The sequence below is a fragment of the Candidatus Nanosynbacter sp. TM7-087 genome (assembly GCF_022828365.1).
Taxonomy (GTDB): Bacteria; Patescibacteriota; Saccharimonadia; order Saccharimonadales; family Saccharimonadaceae; genus Nanosynbacter.
This window is the reverse complement of record NZ_JAJQJU010000001.1, coordinates 107075-125714: the sequence shown is the minus strand read 5'-3', so window position 1 is coordinate 125714 and position 18640 is coordinate 107075. Positions and strand designations below refer to the sequence as shown.

Genomic DNA, 18640 nt, shown 5'->3' with positions numbered 1-18640 from the left:
CCGCTCATTTCACGCCAATTCAACATACGCGAAAACGCCCTACTGTTATTGTAGCGCGTTTTCATCAAAATCCCAAGAACTTTATTTAATTTCCAGACCGCCTAAAATACACTCGCCCTTCAGATGTAGAGTCTTTTTGGCGGAATCTTTAGGTAAAGTTTTATCATCAGTTCCACCCAAAAATCCGCGCACTTCGTTCTTAACAATCACATCGTCTGGCAAAGTAATGTTAACGCCACCGCAAAATGTAAAAATTTCAATTACAGAACCGTCTTTAATCTTTGCTTGACGCAAATCCAAATCCACGCCACCAAATATCGCAACCAACGAACCGCCAGTATAATCACCCTTTACAGCGTCTTCTTCGCCCCAAAAACAAGCAATTTTCTCATTACCTGCGCCGTCTTTATCCAACTTTTTAGAACGCTTAACACCCTTAGGGCTAGTATTAAACATCATTGCCAAACCAGCAGCAATCAAAACTACAGGCCAGAATACCTTCCAGATACTAACGTCAACTATTCCGTAAGAATTTAAGCCAATCAGAATGCCAATCGCAACCAGCAATAACCCCCAAATCCATGCCGTTTTATTTCGATAATTGAATATATTCACCAGCCCAGACAATACAAATCCTGCAGCCCAAACCGTACCCCAGAAAATATCCCAGCTAATGTTAATAACTTCGAGATTCTTCAACAGTAAAACCCCACCGAGCGCCACGATTACAATGCTCAAAAACGCTCTAATCAGAGAACTTTTCTTCATACATCTATTCTATCACTTTTTTTATAAACTCAACGTTTTTTAAATTGAACAGTTTTTTTGTTCCGTTTTGATTTTATGACAATTATCACTATCAAAATAATGAACAAAAGTATTCCACCGCCAATCATCATTAGCGCTGTAGTTGATGGCCAGAAGAATAATTCTTTTGGCTCGGCAGTTTTGGTGATTAGCTCATTTTTGTCCTGACTAATTCCCCACTCGCCAGCCTTCTTTTTATAGGAAATCGACAGCTCTACCTTATATTTTCCGCCCCAAAACGGCGCCAAATTACTATCATAATTAAACTGCCGCGTTTCATTCGCAATCGTTGCATTCACGCCACCGTTTTTATAGACAACATTCCCCATCGGGTCTTTCACGACCAGCTTTACGTCAACATCAGCCGACACATTGCCAGAATTTTTTAAGGCAATTTCATACAATTGACTACTGTTAGAATTCTTAACATTAAACTTCTCAATCGTCACATCGCGGTGAATATCGCCAGGAACGGTTATCGCCATACGGATAGCCTGACGAGTCTGAACTTGAATGCCACCAGCATTATTTGACGCCTGATTAACCTTCCGCTGAACAACCATGCATGCATTATGCTCGCCAACATCTGCTTTACTTGGAACATTTACCGTAAAATCAATAAGCGCGTTCTCGTTTGCACCAAGAGTCACCTCTTTCTTAGAGACAGAAACCCATTTGCCCGCACCAACTTTATCCTCTGACTTCTCCTTGCAAGTCATATCGCCAGTCGTCGTAACCGTACCATCGACCGAATAAACTTCAATCGTTTCTTCTTTATCGGACCCGTTTTGAACATACAATTGGTCAGATTTCGAAGCGCCACCAGAAAGATTATAGATGAAAATTGAGCTTGTCCTGGGATTATTCGGATCAGGATTTGCTGGTCGACCACCAATACCATTAGCAGACACCGACACAGGCAAAATCAGTCCTGCAATCATCGCCACTCCAATAACCTTACTCCACAACAAACTCTTCATATCCCTCCTTAAAAACCTATTATGCTTATTATATCAATGTTACACATAAAAGAATAGACACTCATCAGAATGTCTATTCTCGCTTAATAATTTAAGTCCGCTAAAGAGCCGTAATCGTTTGAACCATTGGCAATACGTATGTACCTGCCGCCTGACCAGCTGGGATGGTTTGGGCTAATGAGGTGTTAGTTATATATCCAGCCCATATTTTACTAGCAGTTGCTGAAGCGCTCATTAGTGTTACAGGACTAGTACCAGAAAAGGTCGTAGAAGCACCCTTGGTAATACCTGCAGCTGCACCAATTACAGGGGTAACTGTACCGCCAGATGGATTAACTGTTAGGCGACCTTCGTTAATGGTTCCGTTGTATTTATACTGCTTTCCGCCGCCTGCAGACCAAACACCAGTTCCTGGGGTTACTACGTTTAGTGTCAACGTCCAGCCATTATCTGCGGCACCTGGGTTTTCGACATAAATTCGATTGTCGTTATCCCCAAAAACACCAGTTCCCGATCCTAATGAGGATGACACTGTCGTAGCGCCCATAGCGAATGTTGGATTATTAACTAAGGAATTCGTTGAATCACGGATATCAGTACTCAAAACTCCAGGATTAATTGTCTGAGAGAGTTTAGAGTTAGCAGTAGTTGCGGCATTAGCAACAGAGGAATTCACCATATTATACAATCCCAATAGACCAACCACGCCTACGCTCGCAACGATCAATAGTGTTAACTTTTTCATTTTTTCTCCTTACTTAATTGATTTAATTTATTACATTATAACTTATTATGCTTATTTTTTCATTTATCCCTCTTTTTCTGTTTTTTAACAATAAATAACATAATGAACGCCGCAACAATTACACCAATACCAGCAGCCATAATCATCCATAAATTAATTCCCGTATTAGCCAAAGCCTTACTTATCTCTTTAACAATCTTTGGAATAACAATAACATCTTCAATGGTCTTTTCCACGGTCTTTTTCGGAGTAGTAAATGAAAAATCAGCAAACCGCACTATTTCCAGGGATGTTGCATTAGCCTTCAGTTTAGCTGTAACACGACCGTTATGAGTGTATTCTGGAGTTGACGGTATAAAATTGTCGCCTGGATGATTATTCTGCCAATTTGAAAAATCCAGCATCCATATATTTCCCTTAACTTTAAGCTCACGATTCCGCCCTAAAACAAAAGTCCTACCACCAAATTCAACCTTCAAATCGTGCTGACCTGTAGCAGGATTAACCACCGTATGGACCGCATCATAAACGCCATATACCAACAGGTCTTTCCCATTTACCAAATCAAACTTAGAGAATTTTGACGGAAAAATCGGACAAATTGACTCATTCATCTGGCTACCTGTTTCCAGAGAATCGCGAGCGCAATCAGTAATCACTTGCGACAAATTAGAATTAGCCGACGAGTCCGCAAAAGCCGAATAAGGGCTGCTCAAAGTAGCTAGTAATGTTATGGCAATGAATAATTTTTTTACTCTATTTTTCATACTCAACCCTATTGCGCTGTTACCGTTAACGTCATTGGCAATTCATAAGTTCCTGGTTTTTGATATGCTGGAATAGTCTGGTTTAATCGAACGTTCTGTAGCAAAAATGCGCACCCCAATTGACCAGTTGACCCGCCACTGCTCATCAATGTAACACCGTTAGCCGTGGCAGTCCCTACCTTAAATTGAGAGTCAACGCCCTTTGATATTCCTGATGTCTGGCAAGTTGACCCGCTCAATGAACTACCCGAAGCTAAGACAGATGATGCGCCAAAATTGACAGACAGAAATCCCTGATCGCCATTAGTGCCGTTGAACATATACGATTCTGTGCCGGCAGTTCGCTTCCACTTGGCGGTCGCGCCGTCAGATGCCGACAACACAACGCTCCACCCAGAACTGGTCTGTGTATTCGTCACTTCAATTTGCTTCGAGCTTGAGTTGGACAAGAGGGCGCTGGTGGCTACACTGCTATTACTTATAGTCGAGTTGCCAAACTTCGTACCAGTATCCGTAATTGTAGCGCCAGCATTATCTCTAAAACGAATATCTAACGACCCAGGAGCAGTCTTAAATTCTGGATACATTGTGTAGCTATCAATACTAGATCCAGGAGCGGCAGTCGTGTCAGTTGCTACACGGACGCAATAATTTTCGTTCCTATCAAGCCCTTTATCGACAAGCGCCAAATCCCACACACCCACTTCGCCAGCAGATATTTTTTGCGCATTCGTGAACGTTCCAGCCACTCCGCTTTTTCTCACCAGACTTTGAGGTCGAGAAGCGATAGCTCCCGCCGGCAGCTCTGGATCAGACGAGTTGCTACTGATATTAGTGCCGTCAGCGGGACCGCTCGCAGAATAAGCAAGTTTTGACACTCCGGTCACGACTTGCCAATCTGAACTACTTACCGCCGAACAAGTTGCCGTGCTACCCTTTTTTGCATATTCGACGCGCAGCTTCATTGATGAAGACTCAACAGCTCCCCCTGGAGGTGCTATTAGCGCAGGGCGCATGACAGGACTATTACTCGACTGGCCATTCCCTATCTGACCCTTGTTATTATTACCCCAACAATACATCTCACCTGTACGTAAAGCGCATAAAAAGTCTTTACCTATATACATGGAAGTTTCACTAGAACTCGTAAATGGAACATTCACTTTTACAGGAGCGGGCAAATATCCCGTAATAGACCCGTTGCCCATTTGACCCTTAGAATTAGCACCCCAACAATAAATTTCGCCAGTGTTTAATACCATACACGTAAATTCGCCACCAGCGTAAACATTTTTAACAGTCTTCCCTCCAGAAAGGATACTACTATCAAAAGAAACTCTTGAAGCAATATTGCTATAGCCCATTGCCGTAACACCCAACTGACCCTTGGTATTTTTTCCCCAACAATATACTTCTTGACCACCAGAAATAACAGCACAGGCATGTGAATCACCAGCAGATATTGACTCAACTTTTTTTCCATTTAAACCTTTGACTGCAGTGGGATATTGAGTTCTACCAGCAGCAAGTCCTACCCCAGTCCTTCCCGTAACATTAGACCCCCAGCAGAATGCTGTGCCTTCAACCGTCGAAGCGCACGTAAATTTATCTCCTGCAACAACCTGTTTAACCGATTCCGTCCCAAAGTTATTCATATTAACTGCTGTTGGCGTGGTTGAACCTAAGAGTACGTCACGACCTAATTCTCCATTTACACCTCTACCCCAACAGTACAATTTTCTCTCCGAGTTAAGCGAACAAGTATGCTCATTACCTGCCGCAATTTGAGAGACGACTGTGGTTGCGAATTCCCTAACTGGATATGGAGCATTCCTCTGAACTATACCATTATCCCCTAGTCTTCCAGCCAACCCATAACCCCAGCAATAATCTTTATCGTCAGAAGCAATTACGCAAGTGTGATAATAACCAGTAGTAATCTGTTTTATAGTCTTACCGTTGAGTACGTCTTGTGTATATACAGGTACTGGAGCCGTTGATGAGGTGGTTGAATTAGTACCAAGAACTCCATATTGACCATTACCCCAACAATAAACACTATCATCCGACATAATGGCGCAGTTATGCTCATACCCGCTTCCGTACTCAGCTAATTTTTTAAAATATACACTCTTATTTTGCAGACCAACCCTCAGCCTAAAATCAGCGCCGACTTTTGGTAATGTGGCAACGGTGTTGGTATTTGCCAACGGACTGCCTGGATTAATACCATTAGACGATTCGTATAACCGATAAGAAACTTGCCCCACTTCAACCTGCTTGCCGCCGCTAGGAATAGTCGCACGACTTTGCTGAGAACTCAAAAACATAAACCCTAAAGCTGCGCTAACGACAATAAAACCGCCAAGGATAAAAAATCTCTTGGCTTTACGGTCTTTTATTATTGATAACGTTCTATTATGTTCCATAGTGGTGGTATAGATTGAGCATAAATATACATCATAAATATACCATAAGCACTTTACATAAAGCAAGCAAAGCTAAAACAATTGGCTGCCGAATTTGGCGATTATCGCGACAATTACCGCGACAACCAGCGACACCACGGCAAGCACATCATATCCACCGCCAACAATCTTCTGCATATATCGACAAGAAATATTTTTCTGTAGAACATTGTAACGCGTCAAACCGAACATAATCATCAGCATTCCAAGATCCAAGGTCAAGCACCACGGACAAAGCACACCAATTTCGACGTAGCTCATATAAAACATCCAAATAGCAAATATCATTCCGATGATAGCACCAGCCTGCGCCGCCTGCATAAACCACTTCGGGAACTTTGCTCCCGCCAACAATGCCACTGCAATTGTCACCATAACAGGCAAAGTCATCACGCCGATGAAACTGTTTGGAAATCCTAAAACAGCCGCCGACCAATGATTCGCCACCGCCGAACAGCTTAGAGCCGAGCTAAAATCGCAACTCAATACAGCGTGAGAGTTTTTTGCTAATTCCAAAGCTTCAATAGATAATACGAATGACGCCAATAACCCCAATCCACTACCGAGAAGCATTATAAATGCCGCCAAATTTTGCTTTTTCAAATCCTCGTGAAATAGCCAGTTTTTGATTTTGCTAAACATAAAAACTCACTTCGCTAATTGTTGGTAGTGGCAAGCCACACCAAAGGTTTTGCAGTTGACCACTGTCGCTCAGCGCAATAATTGTTGGATATTCCACAATATCATACACTTCGCAAAAATTATTACCTTCTACAGAATCAGGACTCATCTCCTCTAAAACATGACCAGTTTGTCGGCTAAAATCACGCAAAAAGTCTGCAACTTGGCGCGCATAATCGCTTTCCGAACGATAAATCACAACTACTCGCATTACAATTCCCGCTCGCCCTTACTGCGTCGCTTCGCTAAAATCTCCACAAAATCGTCCAACGTCTTAAACTCGTAAAAAACGCTAGCAAAACGAACATATGCCACTTCGTTGCGTTTTTCTAGCTCGTCCAAAACTTGATCACCAATCTGTTTTGACGTAACTTCCGATTCGCCCAACGCATATAAAGAGTCTTCAACCGCCGTAATGATATTATCAACTTCTTCGTCAGACTTAAAGAATTTTCCGACCGAACGGCGCGTTGAATTTGCCAATTTCACCCGGTCAAACAGCTCACGATCGCCATTTTTCTTTATCACCGCCAGGTTTGGTTTTTCAACCCGCTCATACGTAGTAAATCGCTTGCCATCTGGAGTTTCTCTACGACGTCGAATTGCGGCACCGTCAGAAACCTCGCGTGATTCAATAACGCGACTATTGCCGATATTAAACACCATTTTATCTACTCCTTGTTCTTCTTTCGTCGCCTCAGAAATGCCGGCGTATCATCCTCATCGTCGTCAGCTTCAACGGTTGGATTTTCCCAAATATTAGTCTCTGGCTCAGCCGCAAAACTTTCGGCAGATTCTTCCTTGTCCAACTCTAGGTCAATATTTTTAACCATTTCGTCATCAACTTCTGTTTCGGCAGATTTTGTATCGTCACCCACAGTCAAGCTAACTTCCTGCTGACGGAACGTATCGCTATCAAATCCTGTCGCAATCACCGTAATAACCAGCTCGTCTTCCATTTCCGGCTTCAAAGTCGCACCAAAAATAATGTTGGCGTTCGGACTAACAGCGCTAGTAATAATTTCTGCAGCCTCCTGAATTTCTGCCATACTCATGTCGTAGCCACCAGTTACATTGAATAGCACACCCTTGGCGCCATCAATCGACACCTCAATCAGAGGACTTTCAATAGCTTGTTGCGCCGCCTGAACCGCTCGGTCATCACCGCTCGCTCGCCCAATTCCCATCAATGCTGAACCGGCATTGCTCATAATTGCCTTAACGTCAGCAAAGTCAAGGTTAATCAAACCATGCTCAGTAATCAGCTCAGAAATACCCTGAACACCCTGCCGCAAAACATCATCAGCAATCTTAAATGTTTCTAGTAGCGGCGTTCGGCGATCAATCGTCTGCAATAATCTGTCATTTGGAATAGTAATCAAGGTATCAACCTCGCGTCCCAAGTGAGAAATCGCCCAATCCGCATTAACTCGACGCTTTTCACCCTCAAAGCTAAACGGTCGAGTTGCCACGCCAACTACCAAAATACCAAGCTCGCGCGCCACTTCTGCCACAACATAACCAGCACCAGAACCAGTTCCGCCACCAGCACCAATTGTTACGAATACCATATCTGCACCCTCTAAGGCTTCTCTGATTTCATCACGAGATTCATTAGCTGCAGCCTCACCAACAGTAGGGTCAGCACCAGCGCCCAAGCCATTAGTTGCGTCACGACCAAGATGAATTTTTACGTCAGCCTTCGAATTATGCAACGCCTGAGCGTCCGTATTCATAGCGATAAATTGAACACCAGTCAGACCAGCGTCTTTCATTCGGTTAATAGCTGAACCACCAGCACCGCCGACACCGACGACTTTTATGCTGGCAAATGTTTGAACTTCACTTGGTTGTATTTGCGGCATATATTCCCTCTCTTAATCCTTACATAAAGTATATCATTTATTTAAATCTAGCGAAAATATTTTTGAGTAAACCGCCAGCTTTTTTAGTGACATCGTTTGCGCCAACTATCGGTTTTATCTGCTGCGAAATACCCATAGAGTCGATCAACATCAGACCAACCGCAGCCGAAAATTCCGCGCCTTTCACTTCATCGCTAACTCCGCTATAGCCAGCCGGAACACCCAAGCGTGCCGCCACACTCAATTGATCTTTCGTAAACTCTACCATACCCTTGACTTTCGCCGCACCACCAACCAGCACAACGCCGCTCGGTAGCTTTCCTAATCGCCCAGCTCGCTTTAGCTCTTTAGCAATCGCCTCAAAAATCTCTTCATATCGCGCTTGAACAATCTCGTCAATTTCCTCTTGGTTAAACTTATATGTCTGCTTTTCAACCTTCGTTTCAACTTCGCCCAGAGCCTCGCCGTCAAATCTCGCATGCGCCAATTTCACAACTTCCGCAATTTCCGGATCCGTCCTAAGTCCAATAGCCAAATCGTTCGTTACATTCTGACCGCCCATTGGGATAACCGCCAGATGTTGCAAATCGCCCTCTTCGTAAATGGCAATTCCTGTAGTTGCTGCACCAAAATCAATCACCGCAACGCCATTTTCACGCTGACTTTCCGTAAGAACGGATTGAGCTGCCGCCAAAACCGATGGAACAACAGACACAGTCTCAACCTTAGCCATTTCTGCCGACTTCTGTAAATTAGTAATATGTGGAACCAAACCAGACACGACATTCGCCCTAATTTCCAGACGCGCGCCAGTCATACCAATTGGATCTTTAATATTATCCTGACCATCCAGCCTATACGCGTGCGCAATAATATCTAAAATCTCTCTATTCTGCGGCACTTTTCCAGTTGTAGCGACTTCCTCCAGCCTCAATATGTCATCGTGCGTGACTTCATTATTAACGGTTCCAACGGTAATCATTCCGTCGGCTTTTGTACTCAATAAATGAGATCCGTTAATACTCAATGTGGCTGCGTTAATCTGATGACCGCTCATTCGCTCAGCTGGTTCCAAAGCCTTATCAATAGCTTCGGCTGGGCCGCTCAAATTCGTTACAGTTCCCTTTCGCATTCCGCTATTCGGCGCTTCACCGACGCCAACAATTTTTGGCGCACCATTTTCTGCGTCAATATAACCAACGACACAGCGCACGTTTTTCGTGCCAATATCAATTCCTACCACATATCGAGATTGCTCCTGCATAAGTTCTATTATACAGGTTATGTCTATAATTTGGCAAGCGAATTAGCCTAAAGCTTCGTCAGAATTTCAGCACCAGTTTCGGTAATCAATACTGTATGTTCAAAATGCGCACCCAGACTGCCGTCTTTCATACTAATTGTCCAGCCGTCGCTGTCAGTAATAATTTTCTCACCGCCCAAGCTCGCCATCGGTTCAATTGCAATTGTGTCGCCAGCGTGCAACATCGGACCAGTTCCTCGCCTGCCGTAATTCGGAATTTCTGGCTCCATATGCATACTCAGCCCCACGCCATGACCAACTAGTTCACGGATTATACCAAGTTTAGCCTTCTTCAACACAGCCTCCACTCCCGCTGAAATATCGCCAACTCGCGTTCCATCGCCAGTTATCGCGTCAATTCCCGCATATAAACTCTGTTCTGTTGCGTGCAATAAATGTTTCTTCGCACCCTTAGGCTCTTCATCGACAACCATAGTAAAAGCACTATCCGTCTTCATTCCACGATAGCCAATCACCAAATCGAAACTGACCACGTCGCCCTTTTCAAAAACATATTCGGTTGGCAAAGAATGCACCAATTGCTCGTTCGTCGATATACAAATCACTCCCGGGAACTTCACTTCGTCCGTAAGATAAGTCGCCTCTGCGCCAAAATCTTTAATTCGCTTGGCTACAAAATCATTAGCGTCCAATTCACTCATTCCAGCCGTTACGAATTTTTTCAATTCATCATAAATTGTCGCAAGCATTTTGCCGCACTCGCGCATATCTTTCATCTGTTGCGGCGTTTTTTCTCCGGTGATCAATTGGCTCATTTTACACCCTCAACGATTCCGCGACTGACCAGCTCTCTCTCGATTTCATCATGAACTTGGCCGACAGTTCCAACACCGCTCATATGTACAATTGGGACACCGTTTTCATTTAGATAATCCAGAATTGGGTAAATTTCACCTCGATAAATACTGAGTCGCTTGTCGATTGCTTCAGGCGTGTCGTCAACTCGACCGCGAACCCTCAAACGTTCCAGAATTTCGTCACGCGGAACTTCCAGCACAATCACCAACTTAACATCTTTTCCGTGATGCGAACGCGACTCAATCAGCCATTTAGCTTGCTCCAGCTGTCGTGGATAGCCATCCAGAATTACGCCATTAATATCCTTAGCTTTATTAAGAGCCTCACCCATCAAACCGTTGATAGTTTCTACTGGTACCAGTTCGCCAGATTGCATGCGATGAATCAATTCACCATCATGTGTGTCACGAAGCAGCTGTCCGGCACTAAGCCAACGCCAACCATGACGCGCCGCTAAAATTTGCCCCTGCACACTCTTACCAGCACCCGCTGGCCCAAAAAATACGATCATTTTCCTCCTATTTTGTGAGTTTTTCTTTAACAATTTTTGCCACCAACGCGCCGTCTGCAGCATTGCCGGCTTTACTTTTTACCGCGCCAATAACTTGCCCCATTTTCTGAATTGAGACATCGTCCATATCCGCAATAACTTCTTCTATAATCTTTGAGATTTCCGCCTCGCCAAGTTGCTCTGGCAAAAATTCTCGTAAAATTTCCGCTTCTTTTTCTTCAGGTTCCGCCAACTCCGCACGGTCATTCTTTCGATATAAATCCGCACTTTCGACGCGCTTTTTCACTTCTCGAGCAACGACTTTCTCAATTTCAGCATCATCCAGGCCGTCTTCTCGCTTACCCAAAGAAACTTCTTCGTTTAAGATTGCCGCCTTTAGATTACGCAAAACATCACCACGAAAACGATCGCCGCTCAATAGAGCGGCTTTCATTTCACTAGTAATGCGCTCTTTTAGCGCAGACATTAACGCACCCCTAGGCGCATTTTTGCCGTTTTTTCAGCTCGTCGCTCGCGGCGAATAATAGCTTTTTTACGACGCTCGGTCTTTGAAATTGGTTTTTCAAAACGCATAACGCTCTTAGCGCGAGCCAAAACACCGCTTTGCAAAACCCTGCGGTTGAAACGACGAATGATATTTTCGTTCGCTTCCTTCTGATCTTTACGTGTTACTTGTACCATACTGCAAACATTATAACAGATAAGAAAGTATTTGCCAACTAGATTATTATAAAATAGCGCAACACCTACACCCCAGAAATATGCAGCAACCGCCCCTCAACAGACTTCATTCCCTGCCATTCATTTACGGTCGGCTGGAACCAAGCAGACGCTTCGTCGCCCACTTCACGGAAAAATTCTTCTGGCGCGTTAAAAGCCAACATCTGCAGCGCAACGTTATTTTTATCACGCAAGGTCAACTTCACGTGTTGCCCATCCGCACCCATTCTCCTCACATTTAAAACCGCCGCTTCAGTTATTTTCAATATAGGCTCCGCGTTACCATTGCCAAACGGTTCCATTTTCGCCAAGTTATCAATCAACTCCTCATTAATTTCCGAAAAATCGTCAATCTCAACGTCAGCCCTCGGCAACAAATATAATTCCTGATTTTTCAATTGCAGCGAATCGTAAAACTCATTCACTCGTCGTCTAAAATCGTCAATTCTCTCGGTCGCCAGCGTCACGCCCGCCGCCGCTCCGTGACCACCACCTTTAATAATGATGTCGTCAGCTGCACGAACCGCGTCAGCCGCGGAAAAATCACCAAAACTTCGCGCCGAACCCGTAGCTTCATCACCACGCTCGCCAATTATAAAAACCGGCTTCTTATATTTCTCAACCAACTTTGACGCCACAATTCCGATAACTCCGTGATTCCAATTACCGCTATTCACCACCAAAACTCGATCATCAGTCATATTGTCCGCCTGCTGGCAAGCTTCGTCAAAAATCTCATCCTGAATACTGCGACGCTTAATATTTAATTCTTCCAATTTTTCACTAGCCTCCAATGCTTCCAAACCATCACTCGCCGTCAGCATGTCCAGCGCATATTGCGCCGTTTCCAGCCTGCCCGCCGCATTCATTCGTGGACCCAAGCCAAATCCCAGATGCCTAGCGTTAACCTTCTCCGGCTCAATTCCCGCCACTGACATCAATGCCTTCAAACCAGGACGCCTCTGCTTTTTCAAAACCTCCAAACCCCAATAGACATTCGCCCTATTTTCATCCGCCAGCGTAACTATGTCGCAAACCGTCCCCAGCGCCACCAGATCTAATAGCCACTTCTCGTAACCATCTGGCAACCCGTCCAGTTCAGTTTGCAGAGCCTGAACCAATTTAAACGCCACACCAGCACCACACAAATCGCGGAACGGATATTTATGACCAGGAAACTTCGGATTAACCGCAGCAACGCTCGGCGGTGGAGTATCGGCAACATTATGGTGATCAGTCACCACCGTATCAATCCCCAAACTCGACGCATATTCAATTTCCGCATGACATAAACTTCCCGTATCAACCGTGACAATCAAATCCGCACCCATATTCTGCACTTTATCAACAGCGCCCATCGTCATTCCGTAACCCTCGACAAACCGATTCGGAATAAATGCGCCAACTTCCTTAAAGCCAAACTTGCCAAACGCATCCAGCAAAATTGCCGTTGCACTCAGCCCGTCAATATCGTAATCGCCGTAAATAACAATTTTCTCACCTTCAGCGTGCGCCTTTTTCAGGCGGTCCACCGCTTTTTTCATATCTGGCAATAAAAACGGATCATGCTTTACTGACGCATAATTCGGATGCAAAAATTCCTCACGCGCCGCACGCGTAGTCAAACCTCGAGCCGCTAAAATTTTATCAAATAATGTCATTAGTCTTTATCAGCCATGCCGCGCTTTGATCGCGCTGAATATTGCTGAGATTTAATCACCATACTTTGCAATTCCTTAAAAATTGGGAATTGTTTATTAGTGAAATACGTACGTGAGTTACCTTGCTTTTCACTCTGCAAAAATCCAACCTTTTCTAGTCGCTTCAATTCTCGTTGAATATTTCCAGGATCTTCCTTAATTAGCTTTGCTAATCCGCGAACATGTGTGTGAAAATCAGGATACTTAGCGTATACTACTACAATTTTTCGCCGCACCCTAGATGTAATAAAAACGTCTAACATAACCTCCCTAACGCATCTTTCTTAATTAAAGTTTATCACAATTTTACAACACCCGACAAGTTTTTTACTTCCAATTCAAAATAACCTGATTAATTTTCGCTATCGTTTCCTCTTTGGACGGCAATGTATTATCCTCATAATAATGATTTAATCCCATAAAATTCTCCTTCACGTCCAAGATATGCATTTCATCAACTGTCATGTGCAATTTATCCACCGCCGCCACACCACAAAACGGCACCGCAATCACTAATTTCTCAATCCGAACTGACTTCAGAAAACTCAAAGCCACATCCAAAACCGACAAATCATCACCAAAACCATCACTCGCTAAAATCACCACCCGATCTTTTAGCATATCCTTATCGATGATTCCACCATCGCCCAAAAGTCTATTCATTTTCTGGTGAACCTCGCGTTTTTTCTCTTCCAGATAACCGTGGAATTCACTGGTGTATTCGTTAATTTCTCCGTCAGAAAATTGGCTATTGTATGTAAATTGTCCAGATTGCGACATCGCACCGATACTTAAGCTTTCTCCAGGAATTTCAATACCCTCACTCAACAACATCATCAAAACACAGTGTAGTTTCACCGCAATTTGCTCGCCGATCAGCACGCCACCTTCGCCAATTGCAACCACTGCGCAGTTTTCATAGCGATACTTTTCCAGTACTTGATCAGCCAGAATTGCCCCAGCCTGCGAACGACTCTCAAAATACATATGCTTATTTTAGCATTTTTTTCGCGATATAATATAAACATGCATTACTATTTGGTTTCGCCAACAAGAATCGTCCGCGCCGACGCAAGTTCGTTTACGTATTCTTCAGAGGAAAGACTGCCAACCGGAACGATTGTTGCTATAGAAATCGGCAAAATCAATGCTATTGGCATAGTTTTACAAGAAGTTCGCCAACCAGATTTTGAAGTCAAGCCAATTAGTAAAATCGTTGAAGAATATCCCTTACCAATAGAACTCATTCAAACCGCCATATGGATGAGTAAATATTACTCTACACACCAAGCAACCGTATGGCAAACAATTTTACCCAGCGGATTATCCAAAAAACGTCGCTCAATTAACCAGTCCACCCCAGTTAATACAGCAGAAAATCGAACAAAAAATGTATTCACTAATGAGCAAAAAGCAGCCCTCCAGGCCATCGAAAATCTCCATTCCGGAACAGTACTTTTACACGGCGTAACTGGCTCAGGAAAAACTTTAGTGTACATAGAAGCCGTAAAACAAGTCTTAGAAGAAGAGCGATCGTCAATAATTTTAGTCCCCGAAATCGCCCTGACCTCGCAGCTGGTTGCCGAATTTTCCGCTCATCTGCCAAATGTTATAGTTACTCATTCCAAGCAAACCGAAGCTCAACGATGTGCAATCTGGAAAAGAGTCATCAGCTCAAACAATCCGGTAGTAATCATCGGCCCGCGATCTGCTCTTTTCATGCCCGTGCAACAGCTCGGACTTGTGGTGATTGATGAGTGTCACGAACCAAGTTTCAAGCAGGAGCAGTCCCCTCGATATTCAGCCCTTCGCGTCGCCTCAGTTCTTACGAATCAACATCGCGGCAAGCTAATTCTAGGTAGTGCTACTCCAGCAGTTGCCGACTATTACGTTGCAAAAAAATCAAACACGCCAATCATTACAATGACAAAACCAGCAAGACCAGACACCGTTCGCCCCAACGTGACACTGGTCGACATGACAAAGCGCAATAATTTTGCTCAACATCAATTCCTCTCTGACCCACTTCTGAAATCTATAAACACGGCATTATCAAAAAATGAACAAGTTCTTATTTTTCACAATCGACGCGGCACAGCATCAATCACATTATGCGATAACTGCGGCTGGCAGGCTGGCTGCCCACGCTGTTTTATTCCGCTCACACTACATGCAGATAGTCATAAATTGTCATGCCACATTTGCGGTTTTTCGACCAAAGTTCCTACTAGTTGCCCTGAATGTAAAAACGCCGACATCATTCATAAAGGTATCGGAACTAAGCGAATTGAAGACGAATTACAGAGGTTATTCCCGAACAAAAAAATTGCTCGATTTGATAAAGACACCGATTTGAAGGCTACCGTAGACGAGCGTTACGATGAACTGAAAAATGGCGAAATAGATATAATTATCGGCACGCAGGTTATTGCTAAAGGACTAGATTTGCCACATTTAACAGTCGTCGGAGTCATTCAAGCTGACACCGGACTTTCCCTCCCTGACTATTCATCACCCGAACGAACGTTTCAATTGCTAGCCCAAGTCGTCGGCCGCGTCGGCAGGTCAAGCACACCAACAGAAGTTGTCGTCCAGTCGTATCAACCAAATCACCCGTCCATCACAAACGGATTGTCTCAAAACTATACAGAATTTTATCAAAGAACCATATCTCAACGACAAAAAACCAACTTTCCACCCTTCACTTACTTATTAAAACTAACTTGCGTTTATAAAACCGAAGCTGCCGCCATAAGGAACGCTAAAAAATTGTCCGAACTATTAAAATCCAATTTTGATAACATTGAAGTTTTTGGACCAACGCCCGCTTTTTATGAGCGCGTCCGCGATACATATCGATGGCAAATCGTAGTAAAAAGTTCCAAACGACAAGAGCTTCTTGATGTCTTGAATTTCCTGCCGCCATCACACTGGCAGTACGAGCTTGACCCTGTAAGTCTACTGTAATTTCTGGTACAATTATAGCAATGACAAAAGACGATATTATCACATTACCAAATCCACATCTTCGCCAAAAATCATCGAAAATCCACGTTGTTACTAATGACGTTGTAAAACTGGCAGACGAAATGACCGCAGCCGCACTGGACTGGGAAGATTCCAGACCTCACGAAATTAGCGCTGCCCTCGCTGCTGTGCAAGTCGATAAATTAGAGCGTGTCGTGATTGTTCGAGCTGACTTTGAAAGAAAATCAACTCGCGAATTCATCACTCTTATCAATCCAGAAATAGTGAAATATGAAGGCGAAATTGTTGAAGACTTCGAAGGATGCTTAAGTGTTAAAAGCATTTACGGAAAAGTTCCCCGCTACAGTAAAATTCGCGTAAAAGCCATGAATTTAGATGGCGAAGAAGTGCGAATTAAAGCCGAAGGATTTTTGGCGCGCGTATTGCAGCATGAGATAGACCACTGTAACGGATTAGTTTTCATAGACCATATTAAGGATAAAAAAGACGCTTTTTATACACTCGACAAGAAGGGCGAGTTGCAACCGTTAGATTATGACAAAGATATCGCCGAAAATAGTATTCTTTGGGACTGAAAACTACAGCCTAATTACCCTAGAAGCTCTCGTTAAAGAGGGATTTAACGTTGTTTGCGTTATTACCAAACCTGACACCAAGCGCGGTCGCGGACACAAGCTTACCGAACCTCCAGTAAAAACATTCGCTAAATCTCACAATATTCCAGTTTTACAGCCAAGCAAAGTCAGTGAAATTACTGACTACATAAAACAACTTCAGCCAGTAACAGGCGTTTTGGTTGCGTACGGAAAAATTATTCCCCAGTCAATTATCGACTTATTTACACCAGGAATTATCAATGTTCACCCCTCTCTACTACCAAAATATCGAGGGCCTTCACCTATTGAATCAGCTGTAGCCAACAGAGATACCGAAACTGGCGTATCAATAATGCAACTTGATAGTAAAATGGATGCCGGCCCCATATACACCCAAACTCGACAAGCCCTCACTGGAAAAGAAACAAAGTTCGAATTATACGACAAATTATTTCACGACGGCACTTCTCTGCTGATAAAAAACTTGCCAAACATCATCAATGGGAGTCTTCAGCCAGCACCACAGGACGATTCTCTGGCTTCATATTGCCAATTATTAAGCAAGGACAATTCATGGCTCAATGCTGAGTGTATGACCGCGGCCGAAGCCGAAGCTCACGTCCGCGCACACCTCGGATTTCCGCGCAGCCGAATGACAATTGACGATCGAGATATCATCATCACGAAATCTCATTGCGACAAAACTCCGAATTCTCATCTTGATAAAAAATTTGCCGACGGCAACTATTTAATCATTGACGAGCTCATCGCGCCTAGCGGAAAAACAATGACCGCTGAAAATTACCTAAGAGGCTACAATAAAAAATAACCCCACATAAGGGGTTATTTTATTGTCCGCATAAAATTACGCTTGGACTGAACCCAAGATAGCGTCTTTATTCGCTATAATTTCCTTTTTCAAGTCAGCCATCACTGCAGCCACAACGTCACGATAATCTGGGCGGTTAACCTCTAACCACTTAGTAGCCGCAAATTCGTCCTTCAAGCGCGGATCATCAATAGGCAGACCTGAAGCTTGCGACATTCTCTGAAGCATTGGCTCCTGTTGATAATTAGGCGCGTATTTCATCAGAAAATCATCCACAGCATCAGGTGTTTTATCAATAATTCCCGCAAACTCCTCCAGCTGAGCATCGCTCATTCCTTGACTTAATCGTTCGCCAACTCGAAGCTCTAACTCGCTATAAATATGTTGCAACAACGATTTTTGCTGATCTTCCGGCAACTGGTCCAGTCCTAATTCTTTAAGAAATTCTTCATTCAGTTGGAACATAGTCCTCCTTTTCTTTCGTCTATATGATTAAGTTAAATTATACCAGTAACTGTTTAATATTACTATCCACGCATCATATTCAGCGCGTCATTGTATAATTTTTGTAGCTCGACCATAGTCTCATTCATCGAGGTTTGAACAATTTCCGTTAAATTAACGCCATTATTTGCGCACCAGTTCAATACTGCAGAAGCATCATCGCCATCCAGTAATTTCATAAACTCATCCAGCTTCGCTTCGCCAACAGCCAGCAAGATCTTTCCTGTAATCTTATCCTGTACACTGTTAGCGACGTCTTCCCTCATCTGTTCTTTTTTATCCGCAGGCAATGATCCAAAACCAGCCTGTGCTAAGAATTCGTCAGTAATTTCAAACATTTTTTATCTCCTTGTTTAT

At 43.6% G+C, this 18640-nt stretch carries 22 protein-coding genes; 3 read left to right on the top strand and 19 right to left on the bottom strand.

The features are described from left to right. Positions 1 to 81: 81 nt before the first annotated feature. The 17 genes from LRM41_RS00655 to LRM41_RS00575 form a co-directional block, all read right to left on the bottom strand. The gene (locus tag LRM41_RS00655; protein ID WP_243819030.1) at positions 82 to 768 is read right to left on the bottom strand and encodes a LiaI-LiaF-like domain-containing protein; all 687 of its coding nucleotides are present in this window, start codon (positions 766 to 768) and stop codon (positions 82 to 84) included. 29 nt (positions 769 to 797) lie between these two features. Further along, the gene (locus tag LRM41_RS00650; RefSeq protein ID WP_243819029.1) at positions 798 to 1787 is read right to left on the bottom strand and encodes a WxL protein peptidoglycan domain-containing protein; all 990 of its coding nucleotides are present in this window, start codon (positions 1785 to 1787) and stop codon (positions 798 to 800) included. Between the two features lie 100 nt (positions 1788 to 1887). Further along, positions 1888 to 2532, bottom strand: a complete 645-nt coding sequence (locus tag LRM41_RS00645) for a hypothetical protein (protein WP_129637501.1) — start codon at positions 2530 to 2532, stop codon at positions 1888 to 1890. A gap of 59 nt (positions 2533 to 2591) precedes the next feature. After that, positions 2592 to 3299 (bottom strand): LPXTG cell wall anchor domain-containing protein, encoded by a 708-nt coding sequence (locus LRM41_RS00640; protein WP_243819028.1) that lies wholly within the window; start codon positions 3297 to 3299, stop codon positions 2592 to 2594. A gap of 8 nt (positions 3300 to 3307) precedes the next feature. Then, entirely contained in the window at positions 3308 to 5728 is a 2421-nt protein-coding gene (locus tag LRM41_RS00635) for an RCC1 domain-containing protein (RefSeq protein ID WP_243819027.1), read from the bottom strand. Positions 5729 to 5800: 72 nt separating this feature from the next. After that, a complete protein-coding gene (locus LRM41_RS00630; RefSeq protein WP_243819026.1) occupies positions 5801 to 6409 on the bottom strand; it encodes a vitamin K epoxide reductase family protein in 609 nt (202 codons plus the stop codon). Further along, positions 6402 to 6659: a hypothetical protein gene (locus tag LRM41_RS00625; protein WP_243819025.1), complete on the bottom strand. Its 258-nt coding sequence runs from the start codon at positions 6657 to 6659 to the stop codon at positions 6402 to 6404. The genes LRM41_RS00630 and LRM41_RS00625 overlap by 8 nt, the downstream gene beginning before the upstream one ends. Continuing rightward, positions 6659 to 7114 (bottom strand): transcriptional regulator NrdR, encoded by a 456-nt coding sequence (gene nrdR / locus LRM41_RS00620; RefSeq protein WP_129632309.1) that lies wholly within the window; start codon positions 7112 to 7114, stop codon positions 6659 to 6661. Before nrdR ends, LRM41_RS00625 begins: the two co-directional genes overlap by 1 nt. A 5-nt stretch (positions 7115 to 7119) precedes the next feature. After that, entirely contained in the window at positions 7120 to 8313 is a 1194-nt protein-coding gene (ftsZ, locus tag LRM41_RS00615; protein ID WP_243819024.1) for a cell division protein FtsZ, read from the bottom strand. Positions 8314 to 8350: 37 nt separating this feature from the next. Further along, positions 8351 to 9577: a cell division protein FtsA gene (gene ftsA, locus LRM41_RS00610; protein WP_243819023.1), complete on the bottom strand. Its 1227-nt coding sequence runs from the start codon at positions 9575 to 9577 to the stop codon at positions 8351 to 8353. 47 nt (positions 9578 to 9624) lie between these two features. Next, complete coding sequence (gene map, locus LRM41_RS00605; protein WP_243819022.1) at positions 9625 to 10392, bottom strand: type I methionyl aminopeptidase; 768 nt, start codon at positions 10390 to 10392, stop codon at positions 9625 to 9627. Continuing rightward, a complete protein-coding gene (locus LRM41_RS00600) occupies positions 10389 to 10946 on the bottom strand; it encodes an adenylate kinase family protein (RefSeq protein ID WP_232273042.1) in 558 nt (185 codons plus the stop codon). Before LRM41_RS00600 ends, map begins: the two co-directional genes overlap by 4 nt. Before the next feature lie 7 nt (positions 10947 to 10953). Continuing rightward, complete coding sequence (locus tag LRM41_RS00595; RefSeq protein WP_243819021.1) at positions 10954 to 11412, bottom strand: GatB/YqeY domain-containing protein; 459 nt, start codon at positions 11410 to 11412, stop codon at positions 10954 to 10956. Next, positions 11412 to 11627, bottom strand: a complete 216-nt coding sequence (locus LRM41_RS00590) for a 30S ribosomal protein S21 (RefSeq protein ID WP_039326918.1) — start codon at positions 11625 to 11627, stop codon at positions 11412 to 11414. Before LRM41_RS00590 ends, LRM41_RS00595 begins: the two co-directional genes overlap by 1 nt. Positions 11628 to 11692: 65 nt before the next feature. Continuing rightward, positions 11693 to 13327 (bottom strand): single-stranded-DNA-specific exonuclease RecJ, encoded by a 1635-nt coding sequence (gene recJ / locus LRM41_RS00585; protein ID WP_243819020.1) that lies wholly within the window; start codon positions 13325 to 13327, stop codon positions 11693 to 11695. Then, entirely contained in the window at positions 13327 to 13629 is a 303-nt protein-coding gene (locus LRM41_RS00580; protein ID WP_129632285.1) for a helix-turn-helix domain-containing protein, read from the bottom strand. Before LRM41_RS00580 ends, recJ begins: the two co-directional genes overlap by 1 nt. Positions 13630 to 13693: 64 nt before the next feature. Further along, complete coding sequence (locus LRM41_RS00575) at positions 13694 to 14353, bottom strand: phosphoribosyltransferase (protein ID WP_243819019.1); 660 nt, start codon at positions 14351 to 14353, stop codon at positions 13694 to 13696. Between the two features lie 39 nt (positions 14354 to 14392). Between LRM41_RS00575 and priA the strand changes: the two genes are divergently transcribed. From priA to fmt, 3 genes are read left to right on the top strand one after another with little or no spacing between them, the layout of a single operon-like run. Next, positions 14393 to 16333: a replication restart helicase PriA gene (gene priA / locus LRM41_RS00570; protein WP_243819018.1), complete on the top strand. Its 1941-nt coding sequence runs from the start codon at positions 14393 to 14395 to the stop codon at positions 16331 to 16333. Between the two features lie 20 nt (positions 16334 to 16353). Next, complete coding sequence (def, locus tag LRM41_RS00565; RefSeq protein ID WP_232736338.1) at positions 16354 to 16929, top strand: peptide deformylase; 576 nt, start codon at positions 16354 to 16356, stop codon at positions 16927 to 16929. Further along, positions 16889 to 17779, top strand: coding sequence for a methionyl-tRNA formyltransferase (gene fmt, locus LRM41_RS00560; RefSeq protein ID WP_243819017.1), 891 nt, complete (start codon positions 16889 to 16891; stop codon positions 17777 to 17779). Before def ends, fmt begins: the two co-directional genes overlap by 41 nt. A gap of 36 nt (positions 17780 to 17815) precedes the next feature. On the opposite strand, the gene LRM41_RS00555 is transcribed toward fmt, so the two are convergent. Both LRM41_RS00555 and LRM41_RS00550 read right to left on the bottom strand, forming a co-directional pair. Beyond that, positions 17816 to 18244, bottom strand: a complete 429-nt coding sequence (locus LRM41_RS00555; RefSeq protein ID WP_243819016.1) for a DUF5663 domain-containing protein — start codon at positions 18242 to 18244, stop codon at positions 17816 to 17818. A gap of 62 nt (positions 18245 to 18306) precedes the next feature. Beyond that, on the bottom strand, positions 18307 to 18621 hold the full coding sequence (locus tag LRM41_RS00550; RefSeq protein WP_243819015.1) for a DUF5663 domain-containing protein: 315 nt from the start codon (positions 18619 to 18621) through the stop codon (positions 18307 to 18309). Positions 18622 to 18640: the final 19 nt, after the last annotated feature.